This is a genomic window from Roseovarius sp. (assembly GCF_027019125.1).
Lineage (GTDB): Bacteria > Pseudomonadota > Alphaproteobacteria > Rhodobacterales > Rhodobacteraceae > Roseovarius.
Genome location: NZ_JALUXE010000010.1, coordinates 39446 through 57284, shown reverse-complemented (window position 1 = coordinate 57284; position 17839 = coordinate 39446). Strand labels below are relative to the sequence as shown.

At 61.9% G+C, this 17839-nt stretch carries 17 protein-coding genes; 10 read left to right on the top strand and 7 right to left on the bottom strand.

Annotated elements, in window-relative coordinates:
- Positions 1-83 precede the first annotated feature (83 nt).
- Genes MVC20_RS05800 through MVC20_RS05790 form a run of 3 tightly spaced genes read left to right on the top strand, consistent with a single transcriptional unit; the run spans position 84 to position 1411 of the window.
- Entirely contained in the window at positions 84-326 is a 243-nt protein-coding gene (locus tag MVC20_RS05800; RefSeq protein WP_297539354.1) for a hypothetical protein, read from the top strand.
- A 31-nt stretch (positions 327-357) separates the two neighbouring features.
- Complete coding sequence (locus tag MVC20_RS05795) at positions 358-894, top strand: hypothetical protein (protein WP_297539352.1); 537 nt, start codon at positions 358-360, stop codon at positions 892-894.
- A gap of 1 nt (position 895) precedes the next feature.
- Positions 896-1411, top strand: coding sequence for a hypothetical protein (locus tag MVC20_RS05790; RefSeq protein ID WP_297539350.1), 516 nt, complete (start codon positions 896-898; stop codon positions 1409-1411).
- 68 nt (positions 1412-1479) lie between these two features.
- On the opposite strand, the gene MVC20_RS05785 is transcribed toward MVC20_RS05790, so the two are convergent.
- Entirely contained in the window at positions 1480-1692 is a 213-nt protein-coding gene (locus MVC20_RS05785) for a hypothetical protein (protein WP_297539348.1), read from the bottom strand.
- A gap of 28 nt (positions 1693-1720) precedes the next feature.
- Positions 1721-1900, bottom strand: coding sequence for a hypothetical protein (locus MVC20_RS05780; protein WP_297539346.1), 180 nt, complete (start codon positions 1898-1900; stop codon positions 1721-1723).
- Positions 1901-2018: 118 nt separating this feature from the next.
- Between MVC20_RS05780 and MVC20_RS05775 the strand changes: the two genes are divergently transcribed.
- On the top strand, positions 2019-6290 hold the full coding sequence (locus MVC20_RS05775; RefSeq protein WP_297539344.1) for a choice-of-anchor I family protein: 4272 nt from the start codon (positions 2019-2021) through the stop codon (positions 6288-6290).
- A gap of 128 nt (positions 6291-6418) precedes the next feature.
- On the opposite strand, the gene lon is transcribed toward MVC20_RS05775, so the two are convergent.
- From lon to tgt, 4 genes are all read right to left on the bottom strand, one after another.
- Positions 6419-8830, bottom strand: coding sequence for an endopeptidase La (gene lon / locus MVC20_RS05770; protein WP_297539342.1), 2412 nt, complete (start codon positions 8828-8830; stop codon positions 6419-6421).
- Between the two features lie 185 nt (positions 8831-9015).
- A complete protein-coding gene (locus MVC20_RS05765) occupies positions 9016-10302 on the bottom strand; it encodes a PAS domain-containing protein (protein WP_297539340.1) in 1287 nt (428 codons plus the stop codon).
- A 168-nt stretch (positions 10303-10470) separates the two neighbouring features.
- On the bottom strand, positions 10471-11547 hold the full coding sequence (locus tag MVC20_RS05760; protein WP_297539338.1) for an alkene reductase: 1077 nt from the start codon (positions 11545-11547) through the stop codon (positions 10471-10473).
- Positions 11548-11688: 141 nt separating this feature from the next.
- Positions 11689-12813 (bottom strand): tRNA guanosine(34) transglycosylase Tgt, encoded by a 1125-nt coding sequence (gene tgt / locus MVC20_RS05755; protein WP_297539359.1) that lies wholly within the window; start codon positions 12811-12813, stop codon positions 11689-11691.
- A 99-nt stretch (positions 12814-12912) separates the two neighbouring features.
- Between tgt and MVC20_RS05750 the strand changes: the two genes are divergently transcribed.
- The 6 genes from MVC20_RS05750 to tpiA all read left to right on the top strand — a co-directional run bounded on the left by MVC20_RS05750 (position 12913) and on the right by tpiA (position 17213).
- The gene (locus MVC20_RS05750; protein WP_297539337.1) at positions 12913-13803 is read left to right on the top strand and encodes an SPFH domain-containing protein; all 891 of its coding nucleotides are present in this window, start codon (positions 12913-12915) and stop codon (positions 13801-13803) included.
- Positions 13803-14078, top strand: a complete 276-nt coding sequence (locus MVC20_RS05745; protein ID WP_297539335.1) for a hypothetical protein — start codon at positions 13803-13805, stop codon at positions 14076-14078. The genes MVC20_RS05750 and MVC20_RS05745 overlap by 1 nt, the downstream gene beginning before the upstream one ends.
- 103 nt (positions 14079-14181) lie before the next feature.
- Complete coding sequence (gene rimK, locus MVC20_RS05740; RefSeq protein WP_297539333.1) at positions 14182-15600, top strand: 30S ribosomal protein S6--L-glutamate ligase; 1419 nt, start codon at positions 14182-14184, stop codon at positions 15598-15600.
- Positions 15601-15678: 78 nt separating this feature from the next.
- Positions 15679-16041, top strand: a complete 363-nt coding sequence (locus MVC20_RS05735; protein ID WP_297539331.1) for an SUF system Fe-S cluster assembly protein — start codon at positions 15679-15681, stop codon at positions 16039-16041.
- Positions 16042-16070: 29 nt separating this feature from the next.
- Positions 16071-16421 carry an iron-sulfur cluster assembly accessory protein gene (locus tag MVC20_RS05730; protein WP_297539329.1) on the top strand — a complete coding sequence of 117 codons (351 nt, stop codon included), beginning with the start codon at positions 16071-16073 and terminating at the stop codon, positions 16419-16421.
- Positions 16422-16463: 42 nt separating this feature from the next.
- A complete protein-coding gene (gene tpiA, locus MVC20_RS05725) occupies positions 16464-17213 on the top strand; it encodes a triose-phosphate isomerase (protein ID WP_297539327.1) in 750 nt (249 codons plus the stop codon).
- 77 nt (positions 17214-17290) lie between these two features.
- On the opposite strand, the gene MVC20_RS05720 is transcribed toward tpiA, so the two are convergent.
- Positions 17291-17752: an Lrp/AsnC family transcriptional regulator gene (locus MVC20_RS05720; RefSeq protein ID WP_037271969.1), complete on the bottom strand. Its 462-nt coding sequence runs from the start codon at positions 17750-17752 to the stop codon at positions 17291-17293.
- Between the last annotated feature and the right edge of the window lie 87 nt (positions 17753-17839).

Sequence of the window (17839 nt, the reverse complement as noted above, 5' to 3'; positions counted from 1 at the left end):
CCGCTGTAATCCCGCACCCTCTGGGTGATCCATGAAACAAGCCCCTCACAGCCTCCAACGCCATGATTTATATCTGAAATAATATGATCACGACAGCAAAATCAAAGATTTACTTGGGGAATGCGGGCTACACTTTGGTTGGTGAAATCGTAGGTGATCCAGAGATTTGGACGAATAGAGGGCCGGGCAACCTATTGCAGGGCCGCTACGTGGTCCGCCGTGTGCGTTGGCTTGCAAACGTCAATGAACTTGAGCTTGATCCGAAGGTCGCAGTTGCGTTGCGAACCCAAAATGCACTTATTCTCAATGCGGGCGCGATCTTTTGAGCGGGTTCTGGGCGCGGCCTACAAAAACATAGTGATCGGAGAAGAGTTTCTCGCGCGGTTTGTAACGGACAATCCAGAGTTTACGGCCTTTGAGAATTTTCACTTCAACGCTTTCGTTATGGCTGTCGTCGCAGCTTGCCGCAAGGTTGCGGACGAAGAGCAGGCTTGGCAGAATCGGCAGTCGATCTACGACATTGCTGCGACCGTTGATGGACGCGACGACCTTGTGCCCGACCAAGAAGCTAGTATCCATTCGCCGGGATACATGACGCTTCGCGGAGCGATGCTCGTACCGGCGGTCATGTCCGCGCTGTTCGCGTTGGCTTTGGAAACCAATGCTCAGCCGATCCAGCAGGATGGAAGTGGCGTTGATCAAGTCACCGTGGTAAACTCAGAGTCTATGGCGTTCGATCCGTGCGAACTAGGTATCGAACAAAGTGTTAGGGATACGCTAAACATTCTCGGTTACGAACGTTGGTTGCAGATCCAGAACGCCTGCCAGAACGCAAGTGAAAATGAAGGCCTTCGGTCGATCACGACCGTAACGACGCAACCTGACGAAGAATGATATGAGCCGGTTCAAGCAGTTTTTCACAACTGACCAAGTTCCCCGATGGCAAGTTTTTGCCGTCGGCATCATTGCGTTTTTGGCAAGCCTTGGCGTCAACGAATGGAACTACCAGCGTTCACTGCATGATACAAATGTCCGCGAAGAACAGCAACGCGTAGAAGCTAAGTTGATCGAAATTCAAAGGCATTCGGTTGAATTCCAAACCTATGCCGGTGCTTTTGTTTCCGCCGTCCTCGACAGTTCTTCTCAAGTTGAAGGCGCGCGTGACGAATTGATTGGCAACATTCTCGCACAAGACGCTGCCGTGGACGTGTCGTTCACTGTTTTCAACGAGAGCACGCAAGAAGCCGTTTCAGAATATCGCGCGGCCCTGCGTCAAATGCGCACTGCGATAGACCAAGTTGATGGCGTTGTTTCTATGGGGCCATTTTGGCAAGCTGCGGCAAATCTGCTTGAGGCCAGAAATAACTTGCTTGAGGCTATCCAAGAACAAGCCAAACTACCTGCCACATAAAAATCACCCCGGCTGCGACGGTGAACGCAAACCGGGGTTAGTTGCCCTTGGCACTTAGGGAAAGCTTGTCAGGGGTGTTCGCACAGGGCCACGACGGTCGGCCGGTCGGCAACGGGTAGTGCCCACAGGGGCACCGCCAAGACCGCCACGGCGGCAAGGTCAAGGTCGCCTAGCCCTTCCCCGGTCAGAACCTCCCTGACGCTCTGCGAGGGCGACGACAGGGCCAGTGTCAGCACGGCGGGCAGGTCTACGCCTAGCCGGTGCCCGAAAAGGTGCCGCACGCGCTCCCCAAGCGACGGCAAGCGTTTCTTAAACTTCGGCCATACCGGCGGCGGTTTCGTCATCGGCCCATTTTTTCAACGCGGCGCGAGATTTCTTGATTTCCGAGACGGTCGCTTCTTCAAGCTTGCGGCCCGCGGTGTGTTGCTGCGCCTGGGTGCGGGTTTTGTCCCATTCCAGCACGTCCGCACGTTTCACGGCGTCGGCCATGACGGCATGCCGCGCGACCCTGCCCGCGTTACGCAGACGTTACAAATGTCTCAAACCCACGTCACAAAGCGCCTCTATCCGAGCCCGGTAACATTCCTCAATCTGGGTGGACCAACGGATGGCCTATACGCTTCAACTTCTGCATGCCAACGACCTCGAGGGCGGCGTCGCCGCTCTGGACAACGCGCCGAATTTCGCCGCGATCGTCGACACGCTCGAAGATACGTTCGAGAACACGATCCTGCTGTCCGCAGGGGACAACTACATTCCCGGCCCGTTCTTCTCGACCGCGGCGGACCGCTCGTTCCGCGCCACCCTGACCAACGCTTATGAACGGTTCTACACCGAGGTTCTCGGGCAGGACCTGACCGATGTGACCCTGGACCTGCGCGAAGCGCCCGGTCACGTCGACATCACGATCATGAACGTGTTGGGCTTTGATGCCTCTGCGGTGGGCAACCATGAATTCGATCCCGGCACCAGCGCCTTCGCATCGGTGATCGACGGGGCCGGCGGTAATGGCACGGTCAACTGGGTCGGCGCGCTCTTTCCGTATCTGACCTCCAACATCGACTTTTCCGAGGACGCCAATCTCGGCGATCTTTTCACGACCGAGCTTCTCACCTCCGATGCCTTCGCGGAAACCTTGGCCGACCAGGCCGCCGGCAATTTCGGTCCGGCCATCGCACCCGCCACCCTGATTGAAGAGGGCGGCGAGTTGATCGGTGTGGTCGGTGCCACCACCCAGATCATCGAGAGCATTTCGTCCACGGGCGGCACAAACGAGATCACCGGCGGTGCCACCAGCATGGCAGCCCTCGCCGCCGTCATCCAGCCGCAGATCGACGCCCTGATCGCGGCGGGCGCCAACAAGATCATCCTTACCTCGCATCTCCAACAGATTGCGCTGGAAAAGGAACTGGCGGGCCTGCTCGACGGGGTCGACATCATCATCGCCGGCGGCTCCAACACGCTTCAGGCCGATGCCAATGACCGCCTGCGCGACGGTGACGAGGCCGCCGAGGGCTATCCCTTCCTGACCGTGGATGCGAATGGCAATCCCGTGGCCATCGTCTCGACCGATGGCGAATACAGCTACCTCGGTCGCCTCGTCGTGGAATTCGATGACAATGGCGTGCTTGTCGCCTCCTCCATCGACGCGGATGTCTCGGGCACCTTTGCCACCGATGATCAGGGCGTGCTGGACGTGACCGGCGCCGCCACCCTGCAAGAAGCGCTCGACGGCTCGGCCAAGGCCAGCATCGTGCAGGACCTGACCGACGCGGTGCAGACCATCGTGGACCAGGCCGATACCGTCGCCTTTGGCAACCATGATGTGTTCCTCGACGGCCGCCGCGAAACCGTGCGCACCGAGGAAAGCAATCTCGGCAACCTGACCGCCGATGCCAATCTCGCGGCCGCCCGCAACGCCGATACGACCGTCAATGTCTCGTTCAAGAACGGCGGCGGCATCCGTGCCGAAATCGGCTCTTCCACCAACACTGGCACCGATGCGGGCGACGGCGTGCTCTCGCAGCTCGACCTGCAGAATTCGCTGCGCTTCAACAACGGTCTTGCCGTTGCAACCGTGACCAAGGAAGGCTTTCTCATGCTGCTCGAGCATGGCGTGGCCGATACCAACACCGAGGCGGGGAACACCCCCGGCCGGTTCTTCCAGATCGGCGGCTTCCGTGTCAGCTTTGACGAGAACGGCACCGCTCAGGAACTCGTCACCGATGAGAATGGCGATTATGTGGTCGATCCGGCCACCGACCGCCCGCAAGTGGCCGTGGCTGGCGACCGGATCAAGACCGTAGCACTGATCGACCCGGAAACCGGCGATGACATCGTGATCTTCCGCGATGGTGCCTTCACTGCCGAAGCCCCCGAGACGATCCGCATGGTCACGCTCGACTTCCTGATGCTCACCAATGGCGACGGCTATCCGTTCCAGGAACTGATCTCGGATGTGCAGTTCCTTACGCCCGAGGGGTCCATCACCAGCGACGCAGAGGCGAACCGCCTTGGCGAACAGCAAGCCCTGGGCGATTTCATGACCGAGAACTTCCCGGACGCGGACAACGCCTTTGCCAATGCCGAGACGGATGTCACCAACGACCTGCGCATCGTGCAACTGGCGCGCAATGGCGGTGTCGACCGTATCCTGCTCGACGAAAACACGCCGACCCTCGGCACCTCCATCGCGGCAGAGCTTCTGAGCGGCGAAACCGAACTGTTCACCGGCGGGTCCGAGGTGGTCTCGGTGGACGCAGGCCGCGCCTATGTCACCAACGGCGCGCAGAACCGCATCGACGCGTTCGACGCGGCCACCGGCGAGAAACTGGGTGAATTCGACCTTGGTCAGGTGGCAGGGTTCGCCAGCGTGCAATCGGTTGCGGCCAAGAACGGCCTCGTGGCTGCTGCGCTGTCGGTCACACCCGCAGAGGCCAATGGCGTCGTCGCAATCTTCGATCAGGACGGCAACCTGCTCAACACCGTCGAGGTGGGCAATCTGCCCGATATGGTGACCTTTACCCCCGATGGCACGCGCATCCTCGTGGCCAATGAGGGCGAGCCACTGGACGGCACCGATCCTTTGGGCGGCGTTTCCATCATCGACGTGAGCGGTGGCGCGGCCAATGCCACGGCGGTCACGCTCGATTTCTCGGCCTTCGACGGCCAGGAGGACAGCCTGCGCGAGGCCGGTGTCCTGATCCAGCCGGGCAACTCCGCCTCTCAGGACCTTGAGCCGGAATATATCACCGTCCTGCCGGATGGCGTCACTGCATGGGTGTCCCTGCAAGAGGCCAATGCCTACGCGGTCATCGACCTCACCACCAACACCGTGACCGACATTCGCAGCTTCGGCCTCGTGGACCGCTCGCTTCCGGGCAACGAGATCGACGCGTCGAACCGCGACAATGCAATCAACCTGCAAAACTATGACAACCTTTTCGGCATGCGCCAGCCCGACGCGATCACCTCGATCGAGATTGGCGGCGAGACCTATATCTTCACCGCCAACGAGGGCGACGCGCGCGACGCAACCGAAGCCCGGATCGCCAGCCTGACGCTCGATCCGACCGCCTTCCCGAATGCCGATATCCTGCAACTGAACGAGAACCTTGGCCGCCTCAACGTGCGTACCGATCTGGGCGACACCGATGGGGATGGCGATTACGACCAGTTGTTCCACTACGGCTCGCGCTCCTTCACCATCTACAACACCGCCGGCGAGATCGTCTTTGACAGCGGGTCGCAGTTCTCGCAGCTCATCGCGGAAATCCGGCCCGAGCTGTTCAATCAGGACGAGGGTGAGTTCGACAACCGTTCAGACGACAAAGGGGTCGAACCCGAGGCAATCGCCGTCGGCGTGGTCGAAGGCAAACCCTATGTCTTTATCGGGCTTGAACGCGACAACGGGATCATGGTGTTTGACATCACGGACCCCGCAAACCCGGCGTTCGACCACTATATCGACAGCGAGGCCAACGGCAACATCAGCCCCGAAACCATCGCCTTTATCCCGGCAGATCAAAGCGCCACGGGCTTTGCACAGATCGCCGTGGCCTATGAGGGTGACGGCAACACGGTGATCTACAACCTCGACAACCTCAGCGTGGACAACTCCGCCACCGGCCGCAGCAATGGCGATGACACGCTGATCGGCACGGACGGGGATGACCGGCTTGGGGCCGGTGCGGGCGACGACCTCGTGAACGGCGGCGCAGGCGATGACAACCTCGGCGGTGGCTTTGGCAATGACGACCTGCGCGGCGGTCTTGGCAATGACACCATGGGCGGTGGTCGCGGTGACGATGTGGTCAACGGCGGCGCAGGCAATGACGTGGCCAATGGTGGCGCAGGCAATGACCTTGTGCAGGGCGAGGACGGCAACGACCGCCTCGGCGGCGGTCAGGGTGCCGATACGGTCGAAGGTGGCGCCGGCGATGACCTGATCGGCGGCGGCGCTGGCACCGACCTTCTGGACGGTGGCGAGGGCAACGACAGCCTCGGCGGCGGCCTGGGCGATGACACCGTTCTGGGCGGCGCGGGTAACGACTTTGTCGCAGGCGGCGGGCGCGATGACGTGCTGGATGGCGGCACAGGCAACGACACGCTCAACGGCGGTGAGGGCAATGACCTGATGACCGGCGGCGAGGGCGTGGATACCTTCGTCTTCAACATGCTCAACAGCGGCGAGGCCGACATCATCACCGATTTTGATGCAGCCACCGAAACCGTGATCCTGCGCAGCGTGGCCAATTTCGACGCGCTCGACATCACCGACACGGTCGCTGGTGCGGTTGTCGCGGTGGACGGCCACACCATCACCTTCGAGGCAGTTCTGGCGGCAGACCTCACCGCCGACAACTTCCTCTTCGGGTAAGGCGCGCGCTCAAGGATCGTTCCGGCCCCTGCGGGGGCCGGTCTCTCCGCGACCCGCTCGACCAAAATGAAAACGCCCCCGGTATTGAACCGGGGGCGTTTTGTCATGTCATACGGGCCCTGCGCAGATTAATGCGCCACGGCCCCCCGGCCCTCTTCGCCGGATTTCAACGCGGCCTCGGTGGCGGCGGCCTCTTCTGCCTCTTCGTCCCATTCGACTGGCTCGGGCGCGCGCACCAGCGCCAGCCTGAGCACATCGCGCACGTGATCGACGGGGATAATATCCAGCCCCTCTTTCACATTGTCCGGGATCTCGGCCAGATCCTTTTCGTTCTCACGCGGAATGAGCACCGTCTTGATCCCACCGCGCAACGCCGCCAGCAGCTTTTCCTTGAGCCCACCGATGGGCAGCGCATTTCCGCGCAGCGTCACCTCGCCGGTCATGGCAATATCCTTGCGCACGGGAATCCCCGTCAGAACCGACACGATGGACGTCACCATCGCAAGACCGGCAGAGGGGCCATCCTTGGGCGTGGCCCCTTCCGGAACGTGGACGTGAATATCCCACTTCTCGAACTTGGGCGGCTTGATCCCAAGGTCGGGCGCGACCGAGCGGACGTAACTTGACGCCGCATCGATCGATTCCTTCATCACATCGCCCAACTTGCCGGTGGTCTTCATCCGGCCCTTGCCCGGCAGGCGGAGGGCTTCGATGTTGAGCAGTTCACCGCCCACGGATGTATAGGCCAGCCCGGTAACAACGCCGACCTGATCGCTCTCTTCCGCCAGGCCGAACTTGTATTTGCGTACCCCAAGGAAATCGTCGAGGTTCTCCGGCGTGACCGTGATCGCCTTTTCCGCTCCCTTGATGATCCGCGTCACCGCCTTGCGGGCCAGCTTGGCAATCTCGCGCTCAAGGTTCCGCACCCCCGCCTCGCGGGTGTAATACCGGATCACATCGGTCAGCGCCGCATCGGTCAGGGTAAACTCGCCCTTCTTGAGACCATTGTTCTTGACCTGCTTGTCCACCAGATGCTGTTTCGCGATCTCGCGCTTTTCATCCTCGGTGTAGCCCGCCAGCGGAATGATCTCCATCCGGTCCAAGAGCGGCCCCGGCATGTTGTAGCTGTTGGCCGTGGTCAGGAACATCACGTTCGAGAGGTCATATTCCACCTCAAGATAGTGATCGACAAAGGTCGAGTTCTGCTCGGGATCGAGCACCTCGAGCATCGCCGACGCCGGGTCGCCCCGGAAATCCTGACCCATCTTGTCGATCTCATCGAGCAGGATCAGCGGATTGGTCGTCTTGGCCTTTTTCAGCGCCTGAATGATCTTGCCGGGCATCGAGCCGATATAGGTCCGCCGGTGGCCGCGAATTTCGCTCTCGTCACGCACACCGCCCAGCGAAATCCGGATGAACTCCCGCCCGGTGGCGCGTGCCACAGACTTGCCAAGGCTGGTCTTGCCCACGCCCGGAGGGCCGACAAGGCACATGATCGGGCCTTTCAGCTTTTGGCTGCGCTGCTGCACCGCCAGATACTCGACGATCCGCTCCTTGACCTTTTCCAGCCCATAGTGATCGGCATCGAGGATGTCCTGAGCCTTGTGCAGGTCCTTCTTGGTCCGGCTTTTCACACCCCACGGAATGCTCAGCATCCAGTCGAGATAGTTGCGCACGACCGTTGCTTCAGCACTCATCGGGCTCATGTTCTTGAGCTTTTTCAGCTCGGCTTCGGCCTTTTCCGCAGCTTCCTTGCTCAGCTTGGTCTTGGCGATGCGCTCTTCCAGCTCGGCAATCTCGCCTGCACCATCCTCGCCATCGCCCAACTCCTTCTGAATGGCCTTCATCTGCTCATTCAGGTAATATTCGCGCTGCGTGCGCTCCATCTGCGATTTGACGCGCGTCTTGATCTTCTTCTCGACCTGAAGAACGCTCATCTCGCCCTGCATCAGGCCGTAAACCTTCTCCAACCGCTCGCTCACGCTCAGCGTCTCAAGCAGGTCTTGCTTGCGCGCCACGTCAAGGCCGAGATGCCCCGCCACCAGATCAGCCAGCTTGGCCGGTTCCTCGGACTCGGTCACAGCGGCCATAGCCTCGTCGGGGATGTTCTTTTTCACCTTGGCATAACGCGCGAACTCATCGCCGACCGTGCGCAACAGCGCCGCGATGGTGGTGGCATCGCCGGGAATCTCGCTCAGATATTCGGCCTTGGCCTCGAAAAACTCGGAGTTGGGCAAATACTCGGTGATCCGCACCCGCGCCACGCCCTCGACCAGCACCTTGACGGTGCCATCGGGCAGCTTCAGCAGTTGCAGCACATTCGCCAATACGCCCACGCGATAGATACCGGATTCGGCGGGATCGTCATCGGCAGGGTCAATCTGGCTCGACAGCAGGATCTGCTTGTCATCGGCCATGACCTCTTCCAGCGCGCGCACCGATTTCTCGCGCCCCACGAAAAGCGGCACGATCATATGCGGGAACACCACGATGTCCCGCAGCGGCAGGACCGGATAAGAGGCGTTGAGGGTGTCTTGCATGCTCGTTTTCCTGTTCTTGGCAAGAGGGCACCGGCCCCGCGCGGCGGCAACCACGGCCCTCTCCGTTACGTTAGCCCTAACTTGGGGCGCGCCCCGTCAGGTTTCAACAGATTCGGCAAACATTGCCCGCAGATCAGGTCGGGCACAAGGGGACAGTGCGCCCCTATGCGCCTTTCCCGCCGCCCTCAGGCCGCCAAACCGCGATCGCGCAAAAGCAAAGTCACCGCGTCCTGCACACGCTCGAGCGCGGCACTCACCTCGTCATGGAACCGGTCCAACTGCCCAAGGATGGATTGCAGCCCCGACAGACGCTCGCGCAGGATGCCCGCCTCGACACGCAGCACAACCCGCACCATCGCCAGCCCCGTGACCATACGCCGGATCATTTCGGCATCCGCCGAGAGTTGCCGCACGGCGCGATACCCATCTTCCATGGCGCGATCCGCCTCTTGCCGATAGCGATCCCGCAATGCTGCAACCACCTCCATTTCAGCGCTGGCACGCTCGTCGTCGCCGCGCGCCACTTCCTCGCGAAAGAACGCGACCATCTCCTGCATGAGTTCGGCCACCGCGATCATGAACACCGATCTGGCCTCGTCGTTCACGTCCCAGGTTCCCTGATCACTGCGCAGGGTCTGGACCACGCGGGGATGATTGCGGATATCGCGCATCATCAGTTCGTAATTCTTGGCAATCTCGTTGATCGGCCCACGGTCGGATCGCAGCTTGCAGGCCTGGATCTTCATGTTCGTGGTGATCAGCTCCGCCTCTTTGAGATTGTCGCAGAGCACGCGCAATTCCTGCTCGATCTCGGACTTTACATCAAGAAGATGCCCCGACGCGACCAGCGCAGGCGTCACAGCCCGATTGCGCGCCGCATCCCGCGATGCATGTTCCCGGCGCAATGCCTCGATCTGAAACGCGCCGTAATTGGCAAAGCCGGCGGCGACCAGATCGCCCTCGATGGCATGGGCGCTCTGCTCGGGCGTCATCGCCTGCCCCCGCTCACGCTCGAGCGCGCGGGCGTAAACCTCTTTCACCGTGGCAAAAAGCGGGCTCGACGGTTTCAGCCGCACCGACAGATACCCGTCGTCAACCGGCGAAACCACGGCAAAAACCCAGTAAAAGCGCCCGTCCCTGGCCCGATTCTTGACATAGGCCCCGACCGAGTGACCGCGCTTCAACCCGTCCCACATCAACCAGAACACACCTTTGGGCATGTCCGGATGGCGCACCAGCTTGTGCGGCGCACCGGCCATATCCTCGGCCCCGTAACCCGCAACGCGCAGAAAGACCGGGTTGAACGCCCGGATCACCCCGCGCGTGTCGGTCCGCGAAAAGAACAACTCACCAATTCCAAAGGGAACTTCTTGATCTACCAAAGTCGCATCGGCCCGCAGACCGGATTTGGGGACGCTCGCGTGCATATCCACCTCGTGCAGCATCGTTTCATGGTCCGAAAGCTCAGACATCACCGCCTGCGCCTTCGTATCAACGGTCTTGCACCTTACAACTTTAGGGCCATCGCGACGCTGGATCTATCGCGTCTCTCAGGCCCGTGCCGAAAATGCCCTGCCACACATGTGCATTTATCGCGCCATCTCTGGGCGCGGCCCTCAGGACCGCGCCCAGAGATGATGTCAGACGGTCTCGAGCGTCGGATAATCGGTATAGCCCTCGGCCCCGCCGCCGTAATAGGTCGCCTGATCGCCCTCATTCAGCGGGGCGTTCTGCTCCAACCGCTCGACCAGGTCGGGATTGGCGATATAGGGCCGGCCAAAGGCCACCAGATCGACCGCACCTGTCGCCACCCGTGTCAGCGCCAGGTCGCGGTCATAGCCGTTGTTGGCCATGTAAACGCCCGTCCACTTGGCGCGCAGCGCGTCAAATGCCCCCTCGCGCGCGCCACCAGTGCTGCCCTCGATCAGATGCAGATAGGCCAAGCCGCGGGCGTTCAGGCGCTCGACGACCCAACCGAAATGGGTGTCGGGATCGCTGTCGGTCGCATCGTTGAATCCCGACCAGGGCGAGAGGCGAATACCGATCCGGCCCGGGGCCCAGACCGTTTCCAGCCCGTCCAGCACGTCGAACAGCAAGCGCGCGCGATTGCCCACCGAGCCACCATAGGCATCCTCGCGGGAGTTCGGCCCATCCTTGAGGAACTGATCCAGAAGATAGCCATTGGCGGCATGCAGTTCGATCCCGTCAAACCCGGCCTCCTTGGCCGCCTTGGCGGCATGGACATAATCCGCAACCACGCGCGGCATCTCATCCTCGCGCAGGGCGCGCGGGGTGGATGTGTCCTCGAACCCGGCGGGCGTAAAGGTCTGCGCCTTGGCCGCCACTGCCACCGGGGCGACCGGGGCCTGCCCGTCGGGCTGCAACGACGTGTGGCTGATCCGCCCCACGTGCCAGAGCTGGATCACAATCTTGCCACCCTTGGCGTGGACCGCATCCGTCACCTTCTTCCATGCCGCCACCTGCTCGGGGCTGTAAATGCCCGGCGTGCCGACATAGCCTTTGCCCTCGGGGCTGATCTGTGCGGCCTCGGTGATGATCAACCCGGCCCCCGCACGCTGCGCGTAATAGGTGACCTGAAGGTCCCCGACCTCAGCCGTATCGTTGTCTGCGCGGTTGCGCGTGAGCGGCGCCATGACAACGCGATTGGCAAGTTCGAGATCACCGACCTTGATGGGGGTAAAAAGCTTGTGGCTCATGGGATATGCTCCTTGTGCGGACAGATTGCGCTTGGGCATAAGCTATGCGCGCATACCCCACGCGCAAGGCCGCCGCCTGCGCCCTATCCCACAGCCGCCCCCGCACCACCGCACAGTCGCAGGCCATTGACAGATCCGCACTCAGAGCGGTTCGATGTCGCCCTCGGCACGGCCCGCATGAAACGCCGCCTCCCAGGCATCGAACCGCGCCTCGGCAATCGCCGCGCGCATCTCGCCCATGATCTGCTGAAAATGATGCAGGTTGTGCCATGTCAGCAGCATGGAGCTGATGATTTCCTGCGACCGGAACACATGATGCAGATAGGCCCGGCTATAGTTCCGACAGGCCGGACAGGTGCAGGCCTCATCCAGCGGGCGCGGATCATCCTGATGGCGCGCGTTCTTGATATTGACCACGCCATGTCGTGTGAACACCTGCCCCGTGCGCCCCGACCGGCTGGGCAACACGCAATCCATCATGTCGATACCGCGTTTCACGGCCCCCACGATGTCATCCGGCTTGCCCACCCCCATCAGGTATCGCGGACGATCCTCGGGCAGGAATCCGGTGGCATAATCCAGCACGCCGAACATCGCCTCTTGCCCTTCGCCCACCGCGAGACCGCCCACGGCATAGCCATCGAACCCGATGGCCTTGAGCGCCTCGGCGCTCTCTTCGCGCAATTCGGGCGTCACCCCGCCCTGCATGATGCCAAAGAGCGCATGACCCGGCCGGTCGCCAAACGCCGCCTTCGAACGCTCGGCCCACCGCATGCTCAGCCGCATGCTTTCAGCCACGGCCTTGTCACTCGCGGGCAAGGCGGGGCATTCGTCGAAACACATCACGATGTCCGACCCCAGAAGGCGCTGAATTTCCATCGACCGCTCCGGCGTCAGCTCGTGCTTGGAGCCGTCGATATGGCTCTTGAAGGTCACCCCCTGCTCCGTCAGCTTGCGCAAACCCGCAAGGCTCATCACCTGAAACCCGCCCGAATCCGTCAGGATCGGCCGTTCCCAGTTCATGAAGCGGTGCAAACCGCCCAAGCGGTCAATCCGCTCGGCACCGGGCCGCAGCATCAGGTGATAGGTATTCCCAAGCAGGATATCCGCCCCGGTGGCGCGCACGCTCTCGGGCATCATCGCCTTGACCGTCGCCGCCGTGCCCACCGGCATGAAGGCAGGCGTGCGGATGTCGCCGCGCGGCGTGTGGATCACCCCTGCCCGCGCCGCGCCATCCTGTGCCAGTTTCTCGAAGCCGAACCGCATGCCCTGAATTCCCATCGCATTAGCCCTTTTGCCCCCCTTTAAAGCGGTTTACCCTGCCTTGTAAAACGCCGTCTTGGCTGCCCCTTTGTGAGAGTTCCCATGACCGAAGACTTCATCCTGCAACTGATTTCTGCAAATATCGTCTGGCTTCTGATCACGCTCCTCGTGGTCATCGTCATCTTTCGCGGGGTCAAGATCGTGCCCCAGTCAGAGCAATATGTGGTCGAGCGCTTTGGCAAGCTGCACAAGGTGCTTGGCCCCGGCATCAACCTGATCGTGCCTTTTCTCGATGTGGTGCGGCACAAGATTTCGATCCTCGAACGCCAGTTGCCCAACGCAAGCCAGGATGCCATCACCCGCGACAACGTGCTGTTGCAGGTGGAAACCTCGGTTTTCTACCGCATCCTGTATCCGGAAAAGACCGTCTACCGCATCCGCGAGGTCGATGGCGCGATTGCCACCACCGTGGCCGGCATCGTGCGCGCCGAAATCGGCAAGATGGACCTCGACGAGGTGCAATCCAACCGCTCGCAGCTGATCACCACGATCAAATCGCTGGTCGAGGATGCCGTGGATGACTGGGGCATCGAAGTGACCCGCGCCGAGATTCTCGACGTCAATCTCGATCAGGCGACCCGCGCCGCGATGCTGCAACAGCTCAACGCCGAGCGCGCCCGCCGCGCGCAGGTGACAGAGGCCGAGGGGCATAAACGCGCCGTGGAACTTCAGGCCGACGCCGAGCTTTACGCCGCCGAACAGGCCGCCAAGGCCCGCCGCATCGAGGCCGACGCCGAGGCCTATGCCACCGGCGTCGTCGCCGCGGCCATCGCCGCCAACGGGCTCGAGGCCGCGCAATATCAGGTCGCGCTGAAACAGGTCGAGGCGCTCAATGCCCTTGGCAACAGCCCCTCCTCCAACACCATCCTGGTTCCCGCCAACGCGCTCGAGGCCTTTGGCAACGCCTTCAACATGCTCAGGGGGCGCGGCTGATGGAAACGGTCCTCTGGCATCTCTGGTGGGTCTGGCTCGCGGCGGCCCTTGGGCTGGCCATTCTCGAAATTCTCGTGCCCGGCTTCATTTTTCTCGGATTCGCGGTCGGCGCTGCCCTCGTGGCGCTCCTCGTGCTGCTTCCGCTCAACCTTGGCCTGACGGCCCTGCTCGCCCTTTTCGCCCTCCTCTCTCTGGCCGCATGGGTCATCCTGCGGCGGCTCTTTCGCGCCTCCGATGATCAGAGCCGCGTGATCCGCGAGGATATCAACAAGTAACGCAAAGGAACGCACCGCGCTTTCCTTGCATCCTCACGGCCATCCCAAGTAGAGAGGCGCCACGCGCCGCCCTAGCCGCGCAAAACGCAACAGGATATGCCCGATGACCGATACGCCAGACAGCCCCCAGCCCCTGCAATTCGGCTGGGAGGAATGGGTCGGACTGCCCGATCTTGGCGTGCCCGCGATCAAAGCCAAGGTCGACACCGGCGCGCGCACCTCGGCGCTGCATGCCTTCGACATCGAAACCTTCGGTCCCGCCTCGCGCCCCAAGGTCCGCTTCACCGTGCATCCCATTCCGGGGCGCGATGACCTGATCATCCCCTGTTCCGCGCCGATCATCGACCGGCGCGATGTGACCTCGTCGAATGGCGAGCGGGAATTGCGCTATGTCATCGCCTCGAAACTCTCGGTGGGCGGCGATACATGGCCCATCGAGATCACCCTCACCAACCGCTCCAGCATGACAAGCCGGATGCTCCTGGGCCGGCAGGCGCTCAAGGATCACATCTCGATTGTCGCCACGGACCGGTTTCTGCAACCCGAACTCAGCTATGACGTCTATCACACCGCCCGCGTCCGCACCGCCCAGCCAAAGCGCGCCCTGCGCATCGCCGTGCTCAGCCGCGAGGATAACTATTCCACCCGCCGCATCGTCGAGGAAGGCGAAGCGCGCGGCCACACGGTCGAGGTGATCGACACCACCCGCTGTTACATGGCGATCAACGCGCTCGCCCCCGAGGTGCATTACGACGGCAAGCGCCTGCCCCGCTATGACGCGGTGATCCCCCGCATCGGGGCCTCGATCACCGCCTATGGTGCCGCCGTGATCCGCCAGTTCGAAACCATCGGCACCTTCTGCGTCAACCCGTCGGCGGGCATCATCGCCAGCCGCGACAAACTCTATGCCCATCAGCTCATGGCGCGCGCGCAGGTGGGCATGCCCAACACCGCCTTCGCCGCCTCGCCCAAGGACACCGGCAACCTCATGGCCCTTGTCGGCACAGCCCCCCTGATCGTCAAACTGCTCGAATCGACCCAGGGCAAGGGCGTGGTGCTGGCCGAAACCAAGAAGGCCGCCGAGTCGGTCATCGACGCGTTTCGCGGGCTCAAGGCAAATTTCCTTGTGCAGGATTTCGTCAAGGAAGCGGCAGGCGAAGACATCCGCTGTCTCGTTGTCGGCGGCAAGGTGGTGGCCTCGATGAAACGCACCGGGGCCGAGGGCGATTTCCGCTCCAACCTGCATCGCGGCGGCACCGCCAAGACCATCCGCATCACCAAGGCCGAGCGCGAGACCGCCATCCGCGCCGCCCGCGTTTTTGACCTCAACATGGCGGGCGTGGACCTCTTGCGTTCCGACACCGGCCCCAAGGTGCTCGAGGTCAATTCCTCCCCCGGCTTCGAGGGCATCGAAGGGGCCAGCGGCAAGAACATCACCGGCGCGCTCTACGAGATGATCGAAACCCGCGTGCGCCCGGTGCCTGTGCGGCGGCGCAAATCCGGCGATGACCGAAACGCGTGACAACCCCCGTCGTCAACCTCTGGACGCGCGCGCCGATAAACCCTATATGTTTGCTCAGGATAACCGCAGGATACGATCATGATGAACAGTTCAGAGCCGCTCGAAGGGGCCCCGCTGATCGCGCCTTCCAGCACCGATCACCCGCTCTTCGATCAGGTGGTCGAGGCCTGCCGCACCGTGTATGACCCGGAAATTCCGGTCAATATCTATGATCTCGGCCTGATCTATACGATTGATATCGACGCGGAAAACGCGGTTTCAATCACCATGACCCTGACAGCGCCCGGCTGCCCCGTGGCAGGCGAAATGCCGGGCTGGGTGGCCGACGCGATCGAACCTCTGGCCGGTATCAAGCAGGTCGATGTTCACCTCGTGTGGGAACCGCCCTGGGGGATGGACATGATGAGCGACGAAGCACGCCTTGAACTTGGGTTCATGTAAATAAATCAACGGATTGAGAGGCTGATCTTATGTTTGGCATACCCGGCAAACCGCCCGTCACCATGACGCCCGCCGCCGTGAGCCAGATCACCCGGCTGATGCAGCGCGATGGCCATCAAGGTCTCAGGATCGGCGTCAAGAAAGGCGGCTGCGCGGGCATGGAATATACCATGGACTACGTGACCGAGATTGATCCCCATGACGAGGTGATCGAGCAGGACGGCGCGCGCGTGCTGATCGCCCCCATGGCACAGATGTTCCTTTTCGGCACCGAGATCGATTACAAGACCTCGCTCCTTGAATCCGGGTTTGTCTTCAACAATCCCAACGTGACCGAGGCCTGCGGCTGCGGCGAGTCGATCAAATTCGCCAATATGTGAGCTTTGCCTCACAAGTCTTTTCAAGAACTGGACATTATACGCATGAGACGCAAGCTTGCCGCTGGCAATTGGAAAATGAACGGCACCAATGCCAGCCTGACAGAGCTGCAAACCCTCATCGCCACCCACCCCGCGCCTGGCGTCGATGTCCTGATCTGCCCACCGGCCACCCTGATCGTTCAGGCCGCTGGCCTCAGCGCCGACAGCCCCCTGATGATCGGCGCGCAGGATTGCCATGCCGCCGCCTCCGGGGCGCATACCGGCGACATCTCCGCTCCGATGCTCGCCGATGCCGGGGCCGTGGCGGTCATTCTGGGCCATTCCGAGCGGCGGCAGGATCACGGCGAAGAGAGCGCGCTTGTCGCCTCCAAGGCCGCGGCGGCCCATCACGCCCATCTCACCGCTGTGATCTGCCTCGGCGAATCCGAGGCCGAGCGCGAGGCGGCCCAGACCCTCGATGTCATCGCCGATCAGTTGCGCCATTCCCTGCCCGAGACGGCCACCGGCGCGAATACCGTGATCGCCTACGAACCCATCTGGGCCATCGGTACCGGCCTCACCCCCAGCCCCTCGCAGATTTCCGAAGTGCATCGTTTCCTGCGCAGCGAACTCCGCGCACGCTTTGGTCCAGAGGCCGCGATGGGCTTTCGCCTGCTCTACGGCGGCTCTGTCAAACCGGCAAATGCCTCCGAGATTTTCGCGCTGGACGATGTCGATGGCGCGCTCGTCGGCGGCGCAAGCCTGACCGCTGCGGATTTTTCACCGATCATCACCGCGCTTGAACAGGCCTGACCCCGCTTCTTTATGGCAGAAATACTCCGGGGGAGTCCCGGACAGGGTCCGGGACGGGGGCAGCGCCCCCAAACATCTCAGAGCGGCAACATCGTGGTCGATTTGATCTCTTCCATCGACAAGAGCGCCGTGACGTTATGCACCTTCACCTCTGAAATCAGGGCTTGGTAGAACACGTCATAGGCCCGCGCATTGGCCACCCGCACCTTGAGGATATAGTCGATATCCCCCGCCAGACGGTGCGCCTCCTGCACTTCGGGGCGCGCCTTGAGCGCCTTCAGAAACGCCGCCTGCCAGCCTGCGTCATGCTCTGACGTGCGGATCAGCACGAAAAAACACGCCTCGAAGCCCAACGACTCCGGGTCCAGCAGATAGGTCTGCTGCCGGATCACCCCCGCCTCGCGCATCTTGCGAATCCGGTTCCACACCGGCGTCTTGGAACTGCCCACGTTCTTGGCAATATCGTCCAGAGATTGCCCCCCATCCTCCTGCAACTGCACAAGGATTTTCCGATCCAGATCGTCGAGGCGAACAGCCATTCCAATTTCTTCCTTTTGTCGAAACATTCCAACCAGACCCGACGCAGTTTGGAACAAACTTCCTTATTCCCGTCGACGTATGGCGCT